Origin of the sequence: Vibrio sp. ECSMB14106, assembly GCF_000972265.1 — a bacterium.
In the GTDB taxonomy this organism is placed as follows: domain Bacteria; phylum Pseudomonadota; class Gammaproteobacteria; order Enterobacterales; family Vibrionaceae; genus Vibrio; species Vibrio kanaloae.
This window is the reverse complement of record NZ_LAUM01000020.1, coordinates 41,382-62,336: the sequence shown is the minus strand read 5'-3', so window position 1 is coordinate 62,336 and position 20,955 is coordinate 41,382. Positions and strand designations below refer to the sequence as shown.

General features: G+C 44.9%; 25 protein-coding genes and 1 riboswitch. Of the genes, 12 read left to right on the top strand and 13 right to left on the bottom strand.

Annotated elements, in window-relative coordinates:
- Window positions 1-223 precede the first annotated feature (223 nt).
- The 5 genes from mpl to thiQ all read left to right on the top strand — a co-directional run bounded on the left by mpl (window position 224) and on the right by thiQ (window position 5,875).
- Entirely contained in the window at window positions 224-1,582 is a 1,359-nt protein-coding gene (gene mpl / locus WR49_RS14160; RefSeq protein ID WP_046224452.1) for a UDP-N-acetylmuramate:L-alanyl-gamma-D-glutamyl-meso-diaminopimelate ligase, read from the top strand.
- Window positions 1,583-1,619: 37 nt separating this feature from the next.
- On the top strand, window positions 1,620-2,243 hold the full coding sequence (locus tag WR49_RS14155; protein WP_017055338.1) for a flavin prenyltransferase UbiX: 624 nt from the start codon (window positions 1,620-1,622) through the stop codon (window positions 2,241-2,243).
- A gap of 43 nt (window positions 2,244-2,286) precedes the next feature.
- Window positions 2,287-2,406, top strand: a riboswitch (TPP riboswitch).
- A gap of 53 nt (window positions 2,407-2,459) precedes the next feature.
- The gene (gene thiB, locus WR49_RS14150) at window positions 2,460-3,452 is read left to right on the top strand and encodes a thiamine ABC transporter substrate binding subunit (RefSeq protein WP_046224451.1); all 993 of its coding nucleotides are present in this window, start codon (window positions 2,460-2,462) and stop codon (window positions 3,450-3,452) included.
- A gap of 112 nt (window positions 3,453-3,564) precedes the next feature.
- Entirely contained in the window at window positions 3,565-5,160 is a 1,596-nt protein-coding gene (thiP, locus tag WR49_RS14145) for a thiamine/thiamine pyrophosphate ABC transporter permease ThiP (RefSeq protein WP_046224450.1), read from the top strand.
- 10 nt (window positions 5,161-5,170) lie between these two features.
- Window positions 5,171-5,875: a thiamine ABC transporter ATP-binding protein gene (gene thiQ, locus WR49_RS14140; RefSeq protein WP_046224449.1), complete on the top strand. Its 705-nt coding sequence runs from the start codon at window positions 5,171-5,173 to the stop codon at window positions 5,873-5,875.
- A 109-nt stretch (window positions 5,876-5,984) separates the two neighbouring features.
- On the opposite strand, the gene yjgA is transcribed toward thiQ, so the two are convergent.
- Window positions 5,985-6,509: a ribosome biogenesis factor YjgA gene (gene yjgA / locus WR49_RS14135; RefSeq protein ID WP_010435062.1), complete on the bottom strand. Its 525-nt coding sequence runs from the start codon at window positions 6,507-6,509 to the stop codon at window positions 5,985-5,987.
- Between the two features lie 118 nt (window positions 6,510-6,627).
- Here yjgA and pmbA point away from each other — a divergent pair, with 118 nt between their 5' ends.
- Window positions 6,628-7,971, top strand: coding sequence for a metalloprotease PmbA (gene pmbA, locus WR49_RS14130; RefSeq protein WP_046224448.1), 1,344 nt, complete (start codon window positions 6,628-6,630; stop codon window positions 7,969-7,971).
- Window positions 7,972-8,067: 96 nt separating this feature from the next.
- Here pmbA and mgtE read toward each other — a convergent pair whose 3' ends face one another.
- The 12 genes from mgtE to WR49_RS14070 form a co-directional block, all read right to left on the bottom strand.
- Window positions 8,068-9,423: a magnesium transporter gene (gene mgtE, locus WR49_RS14125; protein ID WP_046224447.1), complete on the bottom strand. Its 1,356-nt coding sequence runs from the start codon at window positions 9,421-9,423 to the stop codon at window positions 8,068-8,070.
- A gap of 149 nt (window positions 9,424-9,572) precedes the next feature.
- On the bottom strand, window positions 9,573-9,848 hold the full coding sequence (locus tag WR49_RS14120) for an HPr family phosphocarrier protein (protein WP_017055331.1): 276 nt from the start codon (window positions 9,846-9,848) through the stop codon (window positions 9,573-9,575).
- A 2-nt stretch (window positions 9,849-9,850) separates the two neighbouring features.
- A complete protein-coding gene (gene rapZ, locus WR49_RS14115) occupies window positions 9,851-10,720 on the bottom strand; it encodes an RNase adapter RapZ (RefSeq protein WP_046224446.1) in 870 nt (289 codons plus the stop codon).
- 4 nt (window positions 10,721-10,724) lie between these two features.
- Complete coding sequence (gene ptsN / locus WR49_RS14110) at window positions 10,725-11,183, bottom strand: PTS IIA-like nitrogen regulatory protein PtsN (RefSeq protein WP_046224445.1); 459 nt, start codon at window positions 11,181-11,183, stop codon at window positions 10,725-10,727.
- 1 nt (window position 11,184) lies between these two features.
- The gene (gene hpf / locus WR49_RS14105; protein ID WP_017055328.1) at window positions 11,185-11,472 is read right to left on the bottom strand and encodes a ribosome hibernation promoting factor; all 288 of its coding nucleotides are present in this window, start codon (window positions 11,470-11,472) and stop codon (window positions 11,185-11,187) included.
- 61 nt (window positions 11,473-11,533) lie between these two features.
- Window positions 11,534-12,994: an RNA polymerase factor sigma-54 gene (locus WR49_RS14100; RefSeq protein ID WP_046224444.1), complete on the bottom strand. Its 1,461-nt coding sequence runs from the start codon at window positions 12,992-12,994 to the stop codon at window positions 11,534-11,536.
- 54 nt (window positions 12,995-13,048) lie between these two features.
- Complete coding sequence (gene lptB / locus WR49_RS14095; RefSeq protein ID WP_004735304.1) at window positions 13,049-13,774, bottom strand: LPS export ABC transporter ATP-binding protein; 726 nt, start codon at window positions 13,772-13,774, stop codon at window positions 13,049-13,051.
- A 2-nt stretch (window positions 13,775-13,776) separates the two neighbouring features.
- Window positions 13,777-14,271 carry a lipopolysaccharide transport periplasmic protein LptA gene (lptA, locus tag WR49_RS14090; RefSeq protein WP_017058914.1) on the bottom strand — a complete coding sequence of 165 codons (495 nt, stop codon included), beginning with the start codon at window positions 14,269-14,271 and terminating at the stop codon, window positions 13,777-13,779.
- Complete coding sequence (gene lptC / locus WR49_RS14085) at window positions 14,252-14,815, bottom strand: LPS export ABC transporter periplasmic protein LptC (RefSeq protein WP_046224443.1); 564 nt, start codon at window positions 14,813-14,815, stop codon at window positions 14,252-14,254. The genes lptA and lptC overlap by 20 nt, the downstream gene beginning before the upstream one ends.
- A complete protein-coding gene (gene kdsC / locus WR49_RS14080) occupies window positions 14,812-15,369 on the bottom strand; it encodes a 3-deoxy-manno-octulosonate-8-phosphatase KdsC (RefSeq protein WP_019821458.1) in 558 nt (185 codons plus the stop codon). Before kdsC ends, lptC begins: the two co-directional genes overlap by 4 nt.
- Window positions 15,369-16,340 (bottom strand): arabinose-5-phosphate isomerase KdsD, encoded by a 972-nt coding sequence (kdsD, locus tag WR49_RS14075; RefSeq protein WP_046224442.1) that lies wholly within the window; start codon window positions 16,338-16,340, stop codon window positions 15,369-15,371. Before kdsD ends, kdsC begins: the two co-directional genes overlap by 1 nt.
- A gap of 34 nt (window positions 16,341-16,374) precedes the next feature.
- A complete protein-coding gene (locus WR49_RS14070) occupies window positions 16,375-17,340 on the bottom strand; it encodes a calcium/sodium antiporter (protein WP_017055322.1) in 966 nt (321 codons plus the stop codon).
- Window positions 17,341-17,606: 266 nt separating this feature from the next.
- Between WR49_RS14070 and mlaF the strand changes: the two genes are divergently transcribed.
- From mlaF to ibaG, 6 genes are all read left to right on the top strand, one after another.
- Entirely contained in the window at window positions 17,607-18,401 is a 795-nt protein-coding gene (mlaF, locus tag WR49_RS14065) for a phospholipid ABC transporter ATP-binding protein MlaF (RefSeq protein WP_046224441.1), read from the top strand.
- Between the two features lies 1 nt (window position 18,402).
- The gene (mlaE, locus tag WR49_RS14060) at window positions 18,403-19,182 is read left to right on the top strand and encodes a lipid asymmetry maintenance ABC transporter permease subunit MlaE (RefSeq protein WP_046224440.1); all 780 of its coding nucleotides are present in this window, start codon (window positions 18,403-18,405) and stop codon (window positions 19,180-19,182) included.
- A 2-nt stretch (window positions 19,183-19,184) separates the two neighbouring features.
- A complete protein-coding gene (gene mlaD, locus WR49_RS14055) occupies window positions 19,185-19,676 on the top strand; it encodes an outer membrane lipid asymmetry maintenance protein MlaD (protein WP_046224439.1) in 492 nt (163 codons plus the stop codon).
- A gap of 70 nt (window positions 19,677-19,746) precedes the next feature.
- On the top strand, window positions 19,747-20,376 hold the full coding sequence (locus WR49_RS14050; protein WP_156155680.1) for an MlaC/ttg2D family ABC transporter substrate-binding protein: 630 nt from the start codon (window positions 19,747-19,749) through the stop codon (window positions 20,374-20,376).
- Window positions 20,376-20,684: an STAS domain-containing protein gene (locus WR49_RS14045; RefSeq protein WP_046224438.1), complete on the top strand. Its 309-nt coding sequence runs from the start codon at window positions 20,376-20,378 to the stop codon at window positions 20,682-20,684. The genes WR49_RS14050 and WR49_RS14045 overlap by 1 nt, the downstream gene beginning before the upstream one ends.
- Window positions 20,685-20,697: 13 nt before the next feature.
- A complete protein-coding gene (gene ibaG, locus WR49_RS14040) occupies window positions 20,698-20,952 on the top strand; it encodes a BolA family iron metabolism protein IbaG (protein WP_017058924.1) in 255 nt (84 codons plus the stop codon).
- Window positions 20,953-20,955 lie beyond the last annotated feature (3 nt).

Sequence of the window (20,955 nt, the reverse complement as noted above, 5' to 3'; positions counted from 1 at the left end):
GTAGAACTTGCCTCTTGTGTGGGCTTTATTCATCTAGACACTTACCTAAATTCTACGGCTTAGATCTTTTTAATGGTAATGAACTAAGCGACACAGATCTCACTTACTATGTCGACTTCATTTGTTTTGCATTGCTACTCGCTTTTAATTGCCATTTCATGATAATGAGTGCAGTAGTTTGATTTAGACATGGTTCATTTAGCCAAGCGTTTGGAAGCAATTTATGCATATTCATATCTTAGGAGTTTGTGGCACCTTCATGGGTGGTGCTGCAGTACTGGCTCGTCAATTAGGGCACAAGGTTACAGGTAGTGACGCGAATGTTTACCCTCCAATGAGTACTTTGTTGGAATCTCAAGGGATTGAAATTATTGAAGGGTTCGATCCTAGCCAGTTAGAACCAAGGCCGGATCTCGTGGTGATCGGCAATGCAATGAGCCGTGGTAATCCGTGCGTTGAGTATGTCTTGAATAACAACCTTAGATACACATCAGGCCCACAGTGGTTGCAAGAGTTCTTGCTGCATGACCGTTGGGTTCTGGCGGTATCAGGCACGCATGGCAAGACGACAACATCGAGCATGCTGGCTTGGATCTTGGAAGACTGTGGCTATGCGCCGGGCTTTTTAGTTGGCGGTGTGTTGGGTAACTTTGGTATCTCTGCTCGTCTTGGTGAAAGTATGTTCTTCGTGGTGGAAGCCGACGAATATGACAGTGCTTTTTTCGATAAACGATCTAAGTTCGTTCATTATCACCCAAGAACTTTAGTCATAAATAACTTAGAGTTCGATCATGCCGATATCTTCGATGATCTTGAAGCGATCAAGCGTCAGTTTCATCATTTAGTGCGTACTGTGCCAAGCAACGGCCGCATTTTTTCACCGAAGCAAGACATCGCGATCCAAGATGTTCTAGCTCGCGGTTGCTGGAGTGAGACGGAATCGAGTGGTGAACTCGGTGATTGGGATACCAAGAAGCGGGTTAAAGACGGCTCTAAATTTGAGGTGTACTTCCAAGGCGAATGTATTGGAACCGTCGACTGGGATTTGGTTGGTGATCATAACGTTAGTAATGCTTTGATGGCGATTGCGGCAGCCAGACATGTGGGTGTGACGCCTGATTTAGCGTGTGAATCGCTGGCGAACTTCATCAATACCAAACGTCGTTTGGAGTTTAAAGGTGAGGTTGCTGGTGTCTCTATTTATGATGATTTTGCTCATCATCCAACGGCAATTGAACTTACGCTCGGTGGTTTACGTAATAAGGTCGACACGAAAAAAATCATTGCCGTTCTAGAGCCTCGCTCTGCCACCATGAAGCGTGGTGTGCACAAAGAAACCTTGGCTGATTCGCTCAAACAGGCGGATTCTACCTACTTATTCCAACCGGATAACATTGATTGGTCAGTACAAGATGTTGCCGATGCGTGCCATCAACCCGCCCATGTAAGTGATGACATGGATGCATTCGTTGCTAGAATTGTCTCAGAGGCACAAGTGGGTGACCAAATCTTGGTAATGAGTAACGGTGGCTTTGGTGGTATTCATCAAAAGCTGTTGGATGGATTGGCACTCAAAGCTTAACTGATTCACGGCTTTATAATTTGAAGTAATTGAGAACATGACAAAACACGATAAAGCGATAACTCTTGCTTTCACTGGCGCATCTGGTGCGCCTTATGGACTGCGTTTACTTGAATGCCTTTTGGCGGCCGATTATCAGGTCTATTTGATGATATCGTCGGCAGCGCGAGTAGTCTTAGCGACCGAGCATGAACTTAAGTTACCTGCTGGACCGGAAGCGGCGAAACAAGCCTTGGTTAAGCATCTAGGCTGCGACCCAGAAAAGTTGATGGTGTGTGGCAAAGATGATTGGTTCTCACCGGTTGCATCTGGTTCTGCTGCGCCGAAGCAGATGGTGGTATGTCCATGCTCTGCGGGAAGTTTGGCGTCAATTGCTCATGGTTTATCGGATAACTTGATTGAACGAGCTGCAGATGTCGTCATGAAAGAGCGAGGCCAACTGTTGTTGGTGGTGCGTGAAACACCATTTTCGACTCTGCACCTAGAGAACATGCACAAACTCTCAACCATGGGCGTGACAATCATGCCTGCCGCTCCAGGTTTTTATCACCAACCTAAGTCGATTGAAGATCTGGTTGATTTTATGGTGGCGCGCATTTTGGATCATCTTGGTATTGATCAAGGTTTAGTGCCACGTTGGGGCTACGATCAACGTAATTAATCCAAACTTGATAGCTTATTGTTAAAGTTCGAATTACAATTCTGAACACTCATCGGGGAGCTGACCATTCAAATAATGAATGCGAGCTGAGATCAAGCAGGCGCTTGGGACCCGTAAACCTGAACCAGATAATGCTGGCGTAGGAATTGAGTTAGGAACAACTTCTACCGTTCTCCTCCCTCAAACCTGTGCCGCTCAGACCATGGAGAGCGTCCAGTGAAATTCACATTAACTACCCTTGCTGTTACTACAGCGATCTCTTTTTCTGCCTTTGCTGCAGATAACACTTTGACCGTATACACCTATGATTCTTTTGCAGCGGATTGGGGCCCTCGTCCTGCCGTAGAGAAAGCATTCGAAGAGAAGTGTGGCTGTGATGTGAATTTTGTCGCGCTAGAAGATGGTGTGTCGATTCTGAACCGCTTGCGTCTTGAAGGCGGCAACAGCAAAGCCGATATCTTGCTAGGTCTCGACAACAACCTGATGGCTGAAGCGAAAGCGACGGGATTATTGGCGGAACACAAGGTTGATACGTCATCAGTAACACTGCCTAATGGCTGGGATGACAAGACCTTTGTACCTTATGACTTTGGTTACTTTGCCTTTGTCTATAACACAGAGAAACTAGCAAACCCGCCTAAGAGCCTGAAAGAGTTGGTTGAGCAGCGTGATGATCTCAAGGTTATCTACCAAGATCCACGTACTTCAACACCTGGTCAAGGCATGATGCTATGGATGAAATCGGTTTACGGTGACGAAGCAACGACAGCTTGGAAGAAGCTGGCTCAAAAAACCGTGACGGTAACCAAAGGTTGGTCTGAAGCTTACTCTATGTTCCTAGAAGGTGAGTCTGACTTGGTTCTGTCTTACACTACGTCTCCGGCTTATCATATCATTGCAGAGAACGATTCTAAGTACGCAGCAGCGAGCTTTGAAGAAGGGCATTACACTCAAGTCGAAGTGGCCGCTAAGGTTAAAGGCAGCAACAACGAAAAGCTTGCTGATGAGTTTATGGCGTTTATCCTAAGTGATGAATTCCAATCGGCGATGCCGACAGGTAACTGGATGTACCCAGTAACGGGTGTCGAGCTACCAAAAGGCTTTGAGCAGTTAACAGTTCCACAGAAAGCACTGAGTTTTAGCTCTGAAGAGATCGCCGAGAAGCGTAAGCCTTGGATTCGTGAATGGCAGAGTGCGCTTACTTTTTAACTGACTATTTAAGAAAATGAGCTTTCTAACGTACTTTTAAAAACTAGCTTTCTGTATTTAAAGGTTCATTCGTTATGTTTGGAATGAACCATTTACGGTAAAAAATCAATTTATGATAAAGAAAACACCTAAGGTCGGGGTTTGGGTTGCGATACTCATTACCGCCTTCGTGGTTTCAGCAGTTGGGGCATTGCTTAGCAATGCCCCTTCTCTTGATATCAGCCAAGTATGGTCCGATCCTTACTATTGGCATGTAACGAAATTCAGTTTTTATCAGGCGACACTCTCAACTTTTCTGAGTGTTGGCTTTGCTATACCTATCGCTCACGCCCTGTGTCGTAGACAATTTTTTGGACGCGCTTTGTTGTTAAGGCTGTTCGCGTCGACCTTGGTTCTACCTGTGTTAGTTGGTGTCTTTGGCTTATTGGCGATTTACGGCAACAGTGGTTGGTTAGCTAAGTTTTTGGCAAACTTCGACATTGAGCTACCATTCTCGATTTATGGCTTGAATGGTATTTTGTTGGCGCACGTCTTCTTCAATTTACCTTATGCTAGTCGTTTGCTTTTACAAGCTTTAGATACTGTGCCTGCCGAGCAGCACAAGCTGTGTGCTCACTTAGGTATGAGCCATTGGAATAAATTTAAATGGGTTGAATGGCCGAGGCTAAGACAGCAACTGCCGCATGTGTGCGGGTTGGTCTTCATGCTGTGCTTCACCAGCTTTGCTACCGTGATGGCTCTTGGTGGAGGCCCTAAATCAACCACTATCGAACTGGCCATCTATCAAGCGATTAAATTCGACTTTGACCTGCAGGCTGGCGCGTTACTCGCGATATGGCAAATGTTGTTGTGTGGCGTATTAGCGGTGAGTATTCAGCGCTTGTCTAAACCTATCTCCGTAACAGCCAGCCAACTGTCGGAAGAGAAATATCTGGTTAAGGACAGCTGGTGGTCAAAAGCTTGGGATAGCTTTTGGATCATAGTTGTCTCAATGCTGGTATTGCCGCCACTAGCCATGGTCATATTCAGTGGCATTAACTCACAAGCTTTGATAGTGCTGAGCAGTGATCCGTTCTGGGCTGCGTTAATGACCTCGGTTCGTGTCGCTTCCCTCGCAAGCATTATCGCCGTTGGTATTGGTATTGCGATACTCCTGACCAGTCGCGCATGGCGTTTGCAGAACAAGAACTTTCGAGCCGATAAAATCGAACTGATTGGTACTATTATTTTAGTGACGCCGGGCTTAGTGATTAGTACTGGTCTCTTTTTATTACTGCGTTCCTTTACCGATGTGTTTAGCTTGGCATTCTTTATTGTGATTGCAGTAAACAGTTTGATGGCGCTGCCTTATGTGATTAAAACCTTGGCTCAACCTATGCTGCATCTTTCTCAGCAGTATCAGTATGTGTGTGCAAGCTTAGGAATGACAGGATTCACTCGCTTTAGGCTGGTGGAATGGCGTGCACTTCGCAAGCCAATGGCGCAGGCTTTCTCTATCAGCTTTATGTTGGCGATGGGCGACTTAAGTGCTATTGCCTTGTTTGGTAGTCACGATTTTAGAACTCTGCCTTTGTATCTATTCCAATTGTTAGGCAGCTATCAAATGGAAGCGGCTGCGGTGGTTTCAGTGAGTTTACTGTTATTGAGTGTGGGCAGCTTTAGTCTGATTGAATTTTTGTTTACTCGAAGCTCAAAGCTAAAGAGTTAAGGAACCGATGATGTTAGTGATGAAAGAGGTGGATTACCACTATCACCAAGAGTTGTTTAGTTTTGATTTCCAAGCAGAACAGGGTGATATTGTTGCTTTGATGGGGCCTAGTGGTGCGGGTAAATCAACGCTACTCGCATTGGTTGCTGGGTTTATTGAGCCGACATCGGGTGAGATATCGGTAGCAGGACAATCGCTGATTGGCAAAGAAGCGCATCAGCGTCCATTGGCGATGTTGTTCCAAGAACACAATCTATTTGCTCACCTCACGGTGCGTGAAAATATTGGCTTAGGCTTACATCCGGGGTTAAAGCTTACCGCAACCCAAAAGCTCGATGTTGAGCAAGCCGCTGCACAAGTAGGTGTTGCAGAGTATTTAGATAGGCTGCCTGAACATTTATCTGGCGGCCAACGTCAGCGTGTCGCACTGGCGCGTTGTTTTGTTCAACCACACGACATTTGGCTGCTTGATGAACCTTTTTCGGCGCTTGACCCTTTGCTTCGTGAAGAGATGTTGAGCTTAGTGAGGCGATTAGCAGCAGAGCGCAATATTACGGTTTTGATGGTGACTCACCATTTAGGTGACGCACGTAGTATCGCCAATAAGTTTGTGTTTGTGGCGCTAGGTAAGGTGTTGGTTGAAGATTCGATAGAGACACTGACGGCTGACCATCCACAGCAAGAGCTAAGCTCGTTTGTTAAAGCGGGTGAGTGACGATTCACCAATCTTGTTTAATATCTCTTGATATTGAGTACGTAGAAAGCAAAAAGACCTAGCATGCGCTAGGTCTTTTATTATCTTTATAAGTAAAGCGAGACGAGGATTAGTCGCCTAACTTTAGCTCTTTTAAGATTTGAAAAATTTCACGAGAAGCTTTGGCTGGCTTGTTCGCTGATTTTTCTTTGTTAGCTTGACGCGCTAGCTGACGAAGACGTTGACGGTCTGCTTCAGGGTACATCTCCATAACGTCTGAAATGGCAGTATCGCCTTCAGCTACAACACGGTCACGCAGTTGTTCAAGCTTATGCAGCTCAGCGGTTGCTTGTGAGTGCTTGTTACGTACTTTATCCAAAGCCGCTTGAATTGGCTCAGGATCGACACTACGCATTACTTTACCAATGTATTGAAGTTGACGACGCTTCGCTTCATTTTTAAAGCGTTGTGCATCTTTTATCGCTTGTGCCAAATCTTCAGACAGAGGAAACTTGTCTAATACAGAAGGCTTTAAACCAACAAGCTCTTCTCCCAGCTTTTGCAGGGCATCCATGTCGGTTTTCATTTCTGTCTTACTTACCCAGATGATTTCTTCTTCTGGTTCCCATGGGGCTTTTTGGTTTTTGCGAGCCATCTTTTCTGCCTATGTCACTATCTCAAACGAATATATTGCCTATTTTAGCAAGAATCTTGGGGAGAAAGCGAAATTCTTGTTATCCTACGTAATATTGACCTACAAAATTAGAATAGATATGGATGTAAAACAGCAAGTCGCTCAGCAAAGAGTTGAGCTAGAAGCCGCAGTAGCAAAAGCATTGGACATGGCCTCTGTGAGTGCCGACGCCGCTGAAGTTGCTATTACTAAGTCAACGGGTTTAAGTGTTTCAACACGTATGTGTGAAGTGGAAAACGTTGAATTTAATAGTGATGGTGCGCTAGGTATTACTGTTTACCGTGGCCAGAAAAAAGGCAGCGCATCTACATCCGATCTAAGTGAAAAGGCGATTGCTCAAACGGTAGCGGCTGCGCTTGATATCGCTCAGTACACATCTGAAGACCCATTTGCTGGTCCGGCAGCAAAAGAGTACATGGTTAAAGAAATTCCAGATTTGGATCTTTTCCACCCTGATGAACCAAACCCTGACTATGCTGCTGAGATTGCAATTGCTGCTGAGAAGCAAGCGCTAGCTTATAGCGACAAGATCAAACAAAGTGATGGCGCGAGCTACGACAGCCATTACGGCGTTAAGGTTTACGGTAACAGCCATGGCTTACTCGCAAGCTACGCTTCAAGCCGCCATAGCACGAGTTGCTGTGTGATTGGACAAGGCGCTAACGGTGAAATGGAACGCGACTACAGCTATACCGTTGCTCGTCACCGTGACGATCTGTGGACGCCTGAGCGTGTAGGTCAAGAGGCTGCTGAAAAGACTATCAGCCGTTTGGATGCGAAAAAGCTATCAACAGGCCAATACCCAATTATGTTCGCTAACGATGTTGCTACTGGCTTGATTGGTCACCTTGTAATGGCAATCAGTGGCGGCAACCTTTACCGTAAGTCGTCGTTCTTACTGGATCATCTAGGTCAGAAAATTTTGCCAGATTGGTTCAATATCTCTGAGCGTCCACATATCTTACGAGGTTTGGCTTCAAGCCCGTTCGACAGTGAAGGTGTTTACACTCAAGATCGTGAAATCATCACTGATGGTGTGTTAGCTACTTACCTACTAACGAGCTATGCCGCGCGTAAGATGGATATGACACCAACCGGTCATGCGGGTGGTATTCATAACTGGTTCGTTAAATCGACCGGTCAAAACTTTGAGCAGATGCTAAAAGAGTTGGGTACTGGATTCCTAGTCACTGAAGTGATGGGGCAAGGCGTAAACACAGTAACGGGCGATTATTCTCGTGGTGCTGCAGGTTTCTGGGTTGAGAACGGAGAGATCCAATACCCAGTATCGGAAGTGACGATAGCCGGTAATCTAAAAGACATGTTTAATCAGATCGTGGCAGTCGGTAACGATGTTGAAATGCGTTCACAGATTCAAACCGGTTCTATCTTGCTTGAGTCGATGAAAGTCGCGGGCGAGTAATTTAATTAACGCTATTTTGATGAATTAAAAAGGGAGCTGATGGCTCCCTTTCTGTTTTTTGTATTTCGCCAAAAATTGGCTAGTTGCTTCTGCTAACTAGATCAGTATGGTCGCTAAGCCTAGGAACACCGATAGGCCAATAACATCGGTGACAGTAGTGAGAGCCATACCGCCCGCAAGTGCAGGGTCGATGTTCATTTTCTTCAACATCACCGGAATGGTTACACCGGCAATACCAGCGACAAGTAAGTTGGTCATCATCGCTGCGGAGATGATGCCTCCCAGTATCCAGTTACCCTTCCAGGCTACTACGATACCACCAATGATAACGGCCCATAACACGCCGTTTAGGAAGCCGATAGCCGCTTCTTTAAGTAGCAATTCACGCTTGTTACTATCACCAATATGACCGAGCGCTAAACCACGAATCACCAGAGCAACGGTTTGGTTGCCGGCAACCCCGCCCATTGAAGGTACAATCGTCATCAGTACTGCAATCGCTGCCATTTGGTCGAGCGTTGCTTCAAACATGTTCGATACTGAAGCCGCAGCCAGTGCTGCGAGTACGTTAGCACCAAGCCAGACGCTACGACGACGAGCGGATTTTACGACCGGTGCGAAGGTATCTTCGTCATCATCCATACCCGCCATACTCATCATTGAGTGTTCGGCATCTTCACGGATAACATCAACCACGTCATCGATAGTGATACGGCCCACAAGATGCTGGTTACTATCGACAACTGGCGCAGAAACCCAGTTACGACGTTCAAACAGGCTCGCAATATCGGAAGCGCTGGTTTCAACGGCGATAGCTTCGTCTGCATCTTCCATCACCTCAGAGACTGCAACATCCGGTTGTGTTGTGATCAGGGTCGTTAATGATAAGTTACCAATCAAACGCTCTTCTTCATCGATGACATATAAAGTATCGGTAGCGTCCGGAAGTTCACCACGCATACGTAGATAACGCAAAACAACATCAACATCGACGTCACCACGAATCGTGATCACGTCGGTATTCATTAACGCACCCGCAGAATTTTCTGGGTATGATAGTGCTGTCTCAACCAAAGCACGGTCAACGGAGTCCATCTGAGAAAGGACTTCGCGAGAAACATCGTCGGGTAGGCTTCGAAGTACGTACGCGACGTCATCGGTTTCCATGCCTTCGGTTGCTTCTGCCAATGTTTCTGGTGCCATTTTTGACACAAGAGCATCTTTGACGTCTTCGTTTAATTCATCAAGAATTTCACCGAAGTCTTCAGGATCGGTGAGTTGCCAGAGTACATCACGACTTTTGCGAGGGGATGCTTCTAAAAGGTGTGCAATATCTTCAGGCTCCATGTCCTGAAGTTGTCGGCGTACGTGAACAAATCGCCCATTTTCTAGGGCTTCGCTGACTTCTTGGAGGGTTTGGTGAGCTTGGTCAAATTCTAATTGCTCTGCCATATGTTCCTCCTATCTCATTATTCTAACAATATTTAGAATAGTAACTTAATTCTAGGGCTTATTTAAATCATTAACTTAGGTAGAACTAATATTTAATATTGGTTGGCTATTTATTTAAGTATTAGGCGTTGTGAGTAACGCTTTTTCTCTTATTCACCTTCATCAAACTTATCTTCAATGAGGTGACAGACGGCATCAAGCGCCTGCTGTGAATCGCTGCCTATGGCTTGAATTGTGATGTGTTGCCCTTGTGCTGATTCCAGCATCAATAGTCCCATAACGCTGTCTGCCGTCGCGATCTTATCGTCTTCGCTATGAATAGTAATGGTGGCATCAAAGCTTTGTGCAAGTTCAACCAACTTTACGGCTGCTCTAGCGTGAAGACCCAAACGGTTTTGGATCAGTACAGTTCGAGTTAATTCCATGGTTAGCCCTGTTGGTGCTTCTCTAGGGAGGCGTGTCTGATTTGTACTTGATGGCCAAGTTGTTCGAAGTACTCACCAATTTTTTGTGTCAGATAAACTGAGCGGTGCTTACCGCCAGTGCAGCCAATCGCGACCGTTAGGTAGCTACGATTATTCTTCTCTAACATTGGTAACCACTGCTCAACAAAGCCTTGGATCTGTTGCTTGAGTTCAATAACTTCGGGGTGTTTTTCTAGAAAAGAATGAATCGGAGCATCAAGACCGGTTAATGGTCGTAGGTCTGGCTCCCAGTGAGGGTTTGGCAAGAAGCGAACATCAAACACATAGTCAGCGTCACTTGGTAAGCCAAACTTAAAACCGAACGATTGAAAGACAATAATCAGCTCTTGCTTCTCTTTGCCTTCCACTTTAAAGCGAACCTTTTCACTCAATTCGTAAAGGTTGCATTCACTGCTGTCAATTACAATGCTGGCTTGCTCTGCAAGGGGAGCCAAGAGTGTTTTCTCTAAATCGATAGCTTGCTCAAGTGATAGCTTTTCTTGACCAATAGATAGAGGGTGAATTCTACGTGTTTCGCTATAGCGTTTAAGCAGTGTTTGCTTACTCGCATCTAGGAACAAAACGTTCACGTCAATATCAGTGGCAGATTTTAGTTGTTCTAGTGTATCTGTGACTAATTGAGGCTCTTTCGGTAGGTTACGAATATCAATACTAACGGCAACGTTTTGATTGATCTCACTGACGGATTTGACGAAGTCGTTGAGTAGATTTACTGGTAGGTTATCGACACAGTAATACCCCAAGTCTTCGAGGACTCGTAGCGCAACACTTTTACCGGCCCCCGATTGGCCACTTACAACGATGAGTCGCATATTATTACTCGCCAGGTGGTACTTGAATCATGATGTCATAAAGCTCTTGATCGCTTTGAGCATTACGCAATTGTTTAAGAGTCTGCTTGTCGTTAAGGCGCTCTGCCATGCAAGAAAGGGTTTTTAGGTGTTCCTTACACTGTTCGCTAGGGACAAGAAGAGCAAATAATAGGTCGACAGGGCGGTTGTCAATAGCGTCAAATTCGATTGGAGCTTGGCATTGCAGCAGCACTGCGATCGCTTTATCACTGACACTCATACGAGCATGAGGAATAGCGATACCATTACCAATACCAGTACTGCCCATTTTTTCACGGCTCAACATGCACTCAAACAGTTCTGTTGAATCTTGACCGCAGCTTTCTGCTGCAATCTGGCTGATGAGTTCAAGGGCTCTTTTTTTGCTCGTGCATTGGACAGCACTTTTAGTGCAGTCCAATGAAAGTACTTCGCTTAATTGCATGTTAGTGGCTACTTAGCTTTTCTTTGTGCTTGTTGAGTTGACGGACTAGTTTATCAACTAATGAATCAATCGCAGCATACATATTTTCATCTGTTGCTGTTGCATGGATTTCTCCTTGATTAACATGAAGAGTCGCTTCTGCTATTTGATCAACTTTCTCAACTCGTAATACAACCTGGACGCTATTGATATGATCAAAAAAGCGCTCAAGTTTGTCTAACTTAGTGTGAACATAGTCTTGCATTGAATCGGTAAGATCAACGTGATGGCCTTGAATATTGATTTGCATAGACTTTCCTTTTCAGTTGGTTGCATGGCTATAACTAAATTAAATAGTTAGTTAAATTATTTTACAGCAGGCGTTTACGCTGACTTGATGGGGCAATACCCAGAGACTCACGGTATTTCGCTATGGTACGTCGAGCTACCTGAATTCCTTGATCAGCCAGCAAAGCAGCAATTTTACTATCACTGAGAGGTTTCGCGGTATTTTCCGCCGCGACCAGCTTCTTAATGAGCGCACGAATTGCTGTAGATGAACACTCACCACCATTGTCGGTGCTAACATGGCTCGAGAAAAAGTATTTGAGCTCAAAGATGCCGCGTGGTGTATGCATGAACTTTTGAGTCGTCACACGGGATATTGTGGATTCATGCATCTCAACAGCTAACGCAACATCGTTTAGGACCATTGGCTTCATTGACTCTTCGCCATGTTCGAAGAAATCGCGCTGATGTTCAACAATGCATCTCGCAACTTTGAGTAACGTCTCATTTCGGCTTTCTAGGCTTTTAATTAGCCACTTTGCTTCTTGCAAATTCGATCGAATGTACTGATTGTCGGCGCTGTTGCCTTTGCTACCAAGAGCTGCGTATTGTTGATTTACCTTAAGCTTAGGCACGCTATCAGGGTTTATGGTGACTATCCATTTACCGAGCTCTTTGAAAACTGAAACATCAGGAACCACATATTCAGTTTCATCCGGTGTAATTTTGCTGCCAGGGCGAGGGTCCAACTGCTGAATGAGTTGCATAATCTCACGCAGTTCTGCTTCCTTCAACTTGGTTTCTTTTATGACAAGTTTATAGTCACGATTACCTAGTTGATCTATATGGCTAGTAAGTACTAACTTAGCTTCATTAAGCCAAGGGGTATCTTGAGGAAAGGTCGCGAGTTGCAGTAACAAGCAATCTTGCAGGTTCACGGAACCAACGCCTAATGGGTCAAATTGCTGAATTCGTTTGCGAACGGCTTCGATCTCATCAAGCTCGATCTCTTCGTTATCAAAGTTTTCAAGGATATCTTCACAAGAAACAGTGAGGTAGCCATAATCATCAATGGCATCGATCAGCGCGAAGGCGATACTTCGGTCAGTGTCAGTGAAGGGTGTTAGGCCGAGTTGCCAAAGTAGATAGTCGTGCAAGCTTTGTGTGGTTTCGCCTTGATAAACGGGCATGTCGTCATCAATAGCAATACCAGTATTACCAGTGTTTGCGCTGTAGACATCTTCCCAAGTTGTGTCGATTTCGAGTTCGTTGCCAATCTCTGATTTTTCGATTAAATCAGAGCTATCAGGTAAGTCTTGCTCTGTGGCTTCAACTGTTTCTTTCTCGTCACTGCTAGGTTTTTCTTCCGATATCGGCGTATCTTCATTGCCTTCTTCGACATCGAGTAGTGGGTTAGATTCAAGTGCTTCTTGGATCTCTTGTTGCAAATCTAAAGTAGACAATTGCAACAAACGAATCGCTTGCTGCAATTGAGGGGTCATTGCTAACTGTTGGCCTAGCTTAAGTTGTAATGAGGGTTTCATTCAGTGTGACTTACCTAGTTATTATTCTTAGAATTCTCGATACTCTCTATCTAATCATAGACGGAATTGTTCGCCTAGATAAACTTGTTTAACTTGCTCGTTATTGAGAACATCTTCAGGAGTACCTTCAGCAATCAGGTGTCCTTGGCTTACGATGTAAGCTTTTTCACACACGTCTAATGTTTCACGAACGTTGTGGTCGGTAATCAAAACGCCCAAGCCGCGATCGCGCAGGTGAACAATGATTTTTTTGATATCGATTACTGAGATCGGGTCAACACCAGCGAATGGTTCATCTAATAGAATGAACTGCGGGTTTGCTGCGAGTGCTCGAGCAATCTCTACACGACGACGCTCACCACCTGACAGAGCCATACCATTGCTGGTGCGGATATGTTGGATGTGGAACTCTTCTAGCAGGTCTTCCAGTTTATCTTGGCGTTGTTCGTTGGTCATCTCATCACGGGTTTGTAAAACCGCCATGATGTTGTTCTCTACAGACAACTTGCGGAAAATCGACGCTTCTTGAGGTAGGTATCCGATACCAAGGCGAGATCGACTGTGCATTGGTAAGATACTGATGTCTCGGTCATCAATGCTGATGGTGCCTTCATCACGCGCAACCAGACCAACTATCATATAGAAAGACGTGGTTTTACCTGCACCGTTCGGTCCAAGCAGGCCGACGATCTGGCCTGACTCTACCTGCAAGCTTACGTCGGTTACCACCTTACGTTTACTGTAGGTTTTCGCTAGGTTTTTTGCTTTTAAGACAGCCATCGTTACTTATTCACTTCCGTTGGTTGTAAAACCGTTGACACTCGTTTGTTTTCACCACTGTCAGCGACTAATTTCTGAGAACCGATCTGGTAAGTGATCTTAGAACCGCGAATGATGCTGCCATCTTGAGATAGCATCGCATTTTTGGTCATGATCAGTCGGTCGGCAACAAGCTGGTAATGTAAATCGTCAGCTTCGCCGTAGAGTGTCTTACCGTCGTCAGTAAGCTGAGAGAAGGTTGCTGGCTTACCGAAGCCTTGAATCTCTTCAATCTCACCATTTACGGCGTTACGAGTAACAATAACCTTGTCGGCATTGATATTGATGCTGCCTTGTTTAAGGTTCACATCACCAAGGAAAGTCACTTGGTTACTTTTCATATCCAATTGCTGGCTGTCTGAGTCAATGTAGACAGGTTGCTCGCTATCCGAAGACAGAGCATAGACATTAGGTGCCGCAAGGGTCAAAGCGAATAAACTAAGGTGTAAGAGTTTCATATCTACCTTGAACAGAATTAAAGAGGGTAGCATTGTTGGTACCGAAGTTACCTTTCATTGCTTGTCCCTCAGTTTCAAAAAATGTACCGATCATATGGACCGGAGTATCTGAATAAAAATCTCGGCTAGGCAGCTCAACAACCATTTTATCTGTGGTCATTGTATCGAAGCTGGCTTCTGGCAACAGGTTCTTTGCCACGACGTTGTCATAAAAAGTGACAACTTGATTCTCATCCATAATCGCGCGATCAGCGGTGACTTGCCATTCAATCGTATGCCCTTCACGGAATACCGAAAGAACTGGGTTTTGAAAGTGCGTATCGCCAACCACTGAGTAGTGTTCTAAATACGTCGATTCAACCTGATAGCTGCGAATACCGCTTTCGTCGTAGCTAATGTTGTTCAGGCTTTTGCCACTAAACGCGGGCAGCTCCAAATTGGGAGCCACTTGTATCGTTGATGTTTGCTCTTTGTCGTACAGGTAATAGGTCGACCAAGAGGCAATAAATATGAGTATTAAATAGATAATACGAGTAAAACTCATATGCTTAAACCTTTATGCACGTCGAGTTCATTTCTTGCTTGTAAAATAAGGTCACAGACTTCACGTACCGCACCATGACCACCGTTAATGGTTGTCACGTAGTTTGCACGCTTTGCAAGTAGCGGGTGCCCATCTGCCACACAGACCTTCAAGCCAACTTTTTCCATTACAGGCCAGTCAATCAGATCGTCTCCGATGTAACCTGTATTTTCAGGGTTTACAGAAAGCTTATCGCAAATATCTTGGTATGCCTTAACTTTATCGTCTTGACCTTGATAAATCAGCTTAATGCCCAGAGCGGTCATACGATTCTCAACAATTTGAGATTTGCGACCCGTGATGATCGCGATTTCAATGCCTGCATTCATCAGTGATTTGATACCGTAACCGTCACGAGTGTGGAAGGTTTTCAGCTCTTCACCGTTGTTGCCCATGTAGATGCGACCATCAGAGAAGACACCATCGACATCACAAATTAGGAGTTTGATCTCTTTTGCTACTGCAAATACATTAGCATCGACCGTGCCGTATAGAGTTTCGACTGTCTGTGTCATTACATTACTCCTGCTTTCAGTAAGTCATGCATGTTTAGCGCTCCAACCAGTTTACCTTCTTGGCACAACATCAGGCCATTGATGCTCTTAGCTTGCATCAAGTTTAGGCCTTCAACTGCAAGCATGTTGGGTTCAGCTACCGTCGGATTAAGTGTCATTACATCACCGATCTGCGTGTTATGGATATCAACGCGTTTGTCTAAGATACGGCGCAAATCACCATCAGTAAAAATACCGGCCATTTGACCATCTTCACCAACGATGGCCGTCATGCCTAAGCCTTTCTGAGATATCTCTAGTAGAGCGTCTCTTACTAGTGCGTCAGGTGCTACAACAGGAAGTGAATCGCCTGTGTGCATGATGTCGTCGAGCTTCAACAACAGTTGACGACCTAAAGCGCCACCTGGATGAGACAGTGCAAAATCTTGAGCGGTGAATCCTCGAGCCTGCAAAAGTGCAACGGCTAACGCATCACCCATTACCAAAGTCGCCGTGGTACTGGTGGTTGGTGCTAAGCCCAGTGGGCACGCTTCTTCCGGTACTGAAATTTGTAAATGAATATCGGACAAGGTCGCCATGTTCGATGCTGGCTTACCTGTCATGCTGATGATCTTGATGTTCAGACGCTTCAATACAGGGAATAGGCTGAGGATTTCTCCCGATTCACCTGAGTTGGATATTGCAATCACAATATCGCCAGGTTCGATCATACCCAAGTCGCCATGCGCTGCTTCACCTGGGTGTACAAAGAAAGCCGATGTCCCGGTACTTGCTAATGTGGCTGCGATTTTGTTGCCAATGTGACCTGATTTCCCCATGCCCATCACAACGACTTTGCCTTTGTTGTTCAGGATAAGGTCGCAAGCCTTGCAAAAATCATCATTAAAATATTGGTCTAATTGGGTGAGACCTGCAACTTCGGTGTCCAAAACTTGTTTTGCAACACTGCGGTAATCAAATGGCTGAGACATCAAATACTCCAAGTACGAGAAGTTAAATTAACAATTAAGCCGACATATTCATTAGTAGGTAACTTTGATAGGCCACGAACGTCACGATTAACACACCGCCTTCAATACGATTCACGCTACGAGATTTTCCTAGTGCCATAACAACAAGCAGCAGCGACACGCCTAGCATTACCCAGAAGTCACGCCCCATAGCGAACTCGCTCAAGATCGAAGGGTTTAGGATGCCCGGGATCCCCATAACCGCAAGGATGTTGAATACGTTTGAACCGATGAGGTTACCAACGGCCATATCATCTTCCCCTTTCATCACACCAGCAAGCGACGCTGCAAGTTCAGGTAAACTAGTACCAACGGCAATGATGGTTAAACCAATCACTAGATCACTCATGCCGAAATATTTCGCGATGATCACCGCGTTATCAACCAACATGTCGGCGGCCAAAGGCAGAATGATTAAACCAATCACGACCCACATCGCGGCTTTAGGATTACTTACACCTTGAGGAATCTCGGATTCTTGTTCATCCAGGAAGGCATCGCCGTTTTTCTTCTCACTGCGGCTGATTTGCAGCATGGCAAACAAGAACGCGGCAAAAAGTACAAACAGTAATACGCCTTCATAGAAACCTAAATGGTTATCCCAGAGGAGTGCGCCTGCTAGTAGAGTGACACCAATCATTAATGGTAGTTCACGGCGAATGACGCCAGAGCTAATCGATAACGGCTTGATAAGCGCAGTAATACCTAAAATCAGGGCGATGTTGGCGATATTTGAGCCGATAACGTTACCTACGGCTGTATCTGTTTTGCCGTCAAGGGCTGCTGTCGCAGAAACCATCATTTCAGGAGCTGAAGAACCCATTGCTAAGATCGTCATACCGATAACTAGTGGTGAGATACCGAAGTTGCGAGCAAGAGCCGCGGCGCCGTAGACCAGCTTATCTGCGCTCCACACCAAAAAACCTAGACCGATAATAAGAAACGCAATCGCTTCAAGCATGATGATTCCTAAAAAAATTAATAAAAAACGAAGAATTAACCGCTAATTTTGACCTGTTGCTAGATAAAAGGGAAGTCACTCGGCAAATTAATTACTAGTTAGTCGGTAAGAAAAAGAGCTGAATAGATAATTTTCTAATGCTTTCAAATCCCTGCATAGATTCATGTTTAATATGAATTAATTGAACAGTGCTTTTAATTCTAAAGTAGACTCATTATTATTGCAGCCATAATTGGCGTTTTTTAAAGCAAGGAAACAACAAAAATATGTTGAACACTGAGCTTGTGAAAGTTAAGAACCTCAGCTTCTCACGCGGTGAGCGCGTTATCTTTGATGACATCAGTTTAGAGGTGCCTCAAGGCAAGATAACCGCAATCATGGGGCCGTCTGGGATCGGCAAAACGACTTTACTGCGTTTGATTGGTGGGCAACTGCCGCCAGATAAAGGCGAAGTTTGGTTTGATGGCGACAATATCCCTGCATTATCACGTCGAAAGCTGTATCAAGCACGTAAGAAAATGAGCATGCTATTCCAATCAGGTGCGCTTTTTACTGATCTCAATGTGTTTGATAATGTGGCGTTTCCACTGCGAGAGCACACTGAACTTAATGAAAAATTCATTCGTACCATCGTATTACTTAAGCTTGAAGCGGTAGGATTACGAGGGGCAGCGCAATTAATGCCGAGTGAGTTGTCTGGCGGTATGGCGAGGAGAGCAGCGTTGGCTCGTGCGATCGCGCTGGATCCAGAACTTATCATGTACGATGAGCCGTTTGTTGGCCAAGACCCAATCACTATGGGCGTATTGGTTGAATTGATCCGAAACCTCAATCAAGCCTTGGGCTTAACCTCTATTGTCGTTTCTCACGATGTGCCTGAGGTGATGAGTATTGCTGATTGGGTTTACCTCATGGCGGATAGCAAGATCATTGCCGCTGGAACACCTGATGAGTTGTACAACAATAGCGATCCGAGAGTGCAGCAATTTTTGCAAGGCGAAGCCGATGGTCCAGTACCATTTAGATTCCCTGCGAAGAGCTTAGAAAAGGATTTGTTTTAATATGATTGTTAAAACTATTGCGGGTGTCGGTAAGCGTACACTTGCGATCTGTGAGTCATTTGGTCGAGCAAGCCTGATGTTATTTGGGGCTTTGTTTGGCATCCCGCGACTAAAAAACTTCCCCTTATTAGTAAAACAACTTTATAGCGTTGGCGTTCAGTCATTGGCTATTATTTTAGTTTCGGGTTTGTTCATCGGCATGGTGCTTAGCCTACAGGGCTATGTCGTGTTAATTGACTACGGCGCTGAGGGAAACCTTGGCCAAATGGTCGCGCTTTCACTGTTACGTGAGTTGGGGCCTGTGGTGACTGCGTTATTATTTGCAGGTCGAGCCGGTTCAGCACTTACGGCAGAAATTGGTCTAATGAAGGCAACAGAGCAGATCTCAAGCCTTGAGATGATGGCCGTTGACCCTCTTAAACGCATTATTGCACCACGTCTTTGGGCCGGGCTTATCTCAATGCCATTGCTTGCTATGATTTTTATGGCGGTCGGTATTTGGGGCGGTCAACTGGTTGGTGTTGATTGGAAAGGCATTGATCACGGCAGTTTCTGGTCTGCGATGCAGTCTTCAGTAGAACTTGGCCGAGATATTGGTAACAGCATGATCAAATGTATGGTCTTCGCTATCACCGTAACTTGGATCGCACTTTTCAATGGTTATGACGCAGTACCGACTTCAGAAGGTATTAGTCAGGCAACCACACGCACTGTAGTGCACTCTTCTCTAGCGGTACTAGGGCTAGATTTTGTTCTTACCGCATTGATGTTTGGGAATTAATCATGCAACAAACTCGAAAATTAGAATTATGGGTCGGCACCTTTGTTATTGCCGGAATTTGCGCAATCTTAATCATGATCTTTCAAGTCGCTGACGTAAAAGGCATAGGTTCGAACCATACTTACAATCTAAAAGCGACCTTTGACAACATTGGCAGCCTAAAAGTTCGTTCTCCAGTGAAAGTGGGTGGCGTCGTTGTTGGACGAGTTAAAAGCATTGAGCTTGATACCGAGAGCTACCTTCCTGTCGTTGAACTGTCTATTGACGGGAAATACTCACAATTTCCAGATACCTCTAGCGCTCAAATTTTAACGTCTGGCTTAATCGGTGAGCAGTACATTAGTCTGGTTCCAGGCTTTATTTTTGATGATGAAGAGATGCTGGTCGATGGTGATGCAATTGAAGACACCAAGTCAGCATTAGTACTAGAAGATTTGATTGGCCAAGTGCTGTATAGCGTTGGTGGTTCTAATGACAGCGAAGCTAAGGAATAAGATGATGTTGAAAACTATTAGTCATTTAAAAGATATTAGTCATTTAAAAACTATTGGTTACTTGAAATCAATGTTTATGGCGGCAATGGCGTTGCTTATGTCTACCCAAGCCTTTGCTGTAGAATCGATTGACCGTACTCAGCCTTACCAGATGATGACTCAAGTTGCAGAAGTGGCGTTTGAGCGTTTGAAGAGTGAACAAGACAACATCCACCAAGATCCAGAGTTATTGAAGGTCATTGTGGAAGAAGAGTTGATGCCTTATGTGAATGCACAATATGCAGCTCTTAAGCTACTTGGACCAAACTTGAAAGGCGCAGATAGAAAAGACGTGGGCGTGTTTATCGATTCATTCCGTAAATACCTGGTTTCTTCTTATGCTCAAGTGCTGACTCAATACACAGATCAGACGATTGAATTTGGTCCAGAACCAAAAATCAAAGCGGATAGCCGTATTACCAGTATCAAGGTCGATATCATCGATACGCCGCGACCAAACATTAAGCTTGAATTTAAGCTTCGCAAAGACAAGAAGTCTGGCGAGTGGAAAGCATTTGATATGGTTGCTGAAGGTATTAGCCTGTTGTCGAGCAAGCAATCGGAATGGAATACTAAGATTCGTCAAGAAGGCATCTTACAAGTTGCAGACGAACTAGAGAAATTAGCTGCACAACCGATTCGTTTTGAGAGTAACAAATAATGAGCCATTCTCAATGGCAAGCACTAAGCTCTAAAGAGTATCAGCTGATCGGTGATATCGACCGAGACAGTGTTCCTGCAATCTGGCGTATATTGGAAAAGTGGCAAACGACGGAATCGAGCGTTGAAATTGACCTTAGCCATATAAATCGAGTCGATTCAGCAGGAATGGTGATGCTAATTCACTTATTAGAGCATGCAAAAAATCAAAACTGTCATATAATGCTCAGTTTCGTGCCAGAACAATTACGAACGTTGTTCCAATTGAGCAATATCCAGCCAATGATGGCAGAACACATAAAAAATTAGGCAGGAGCTATTTGTGGACAGCACAAAAGTACAAGAATTATTAGCAGAAGCACTGAACCTTCAGGAAATTTTCGTGAAAGGGGAAGGCAGTCATTACGAAGTTGTTGCGGTTGATCCATGTTTTGATGGCATGAATCGAGTTAAGAAGCAGCAACTAATCTACGGCCCACTAATGGAATACATTCAACGCAATGACATCCATGCTCTTTCTATTAAGGCTTTCACGCCGGAAGAGTGGGAACGTGATAAGAAACTGATGTCACTTTAAGGT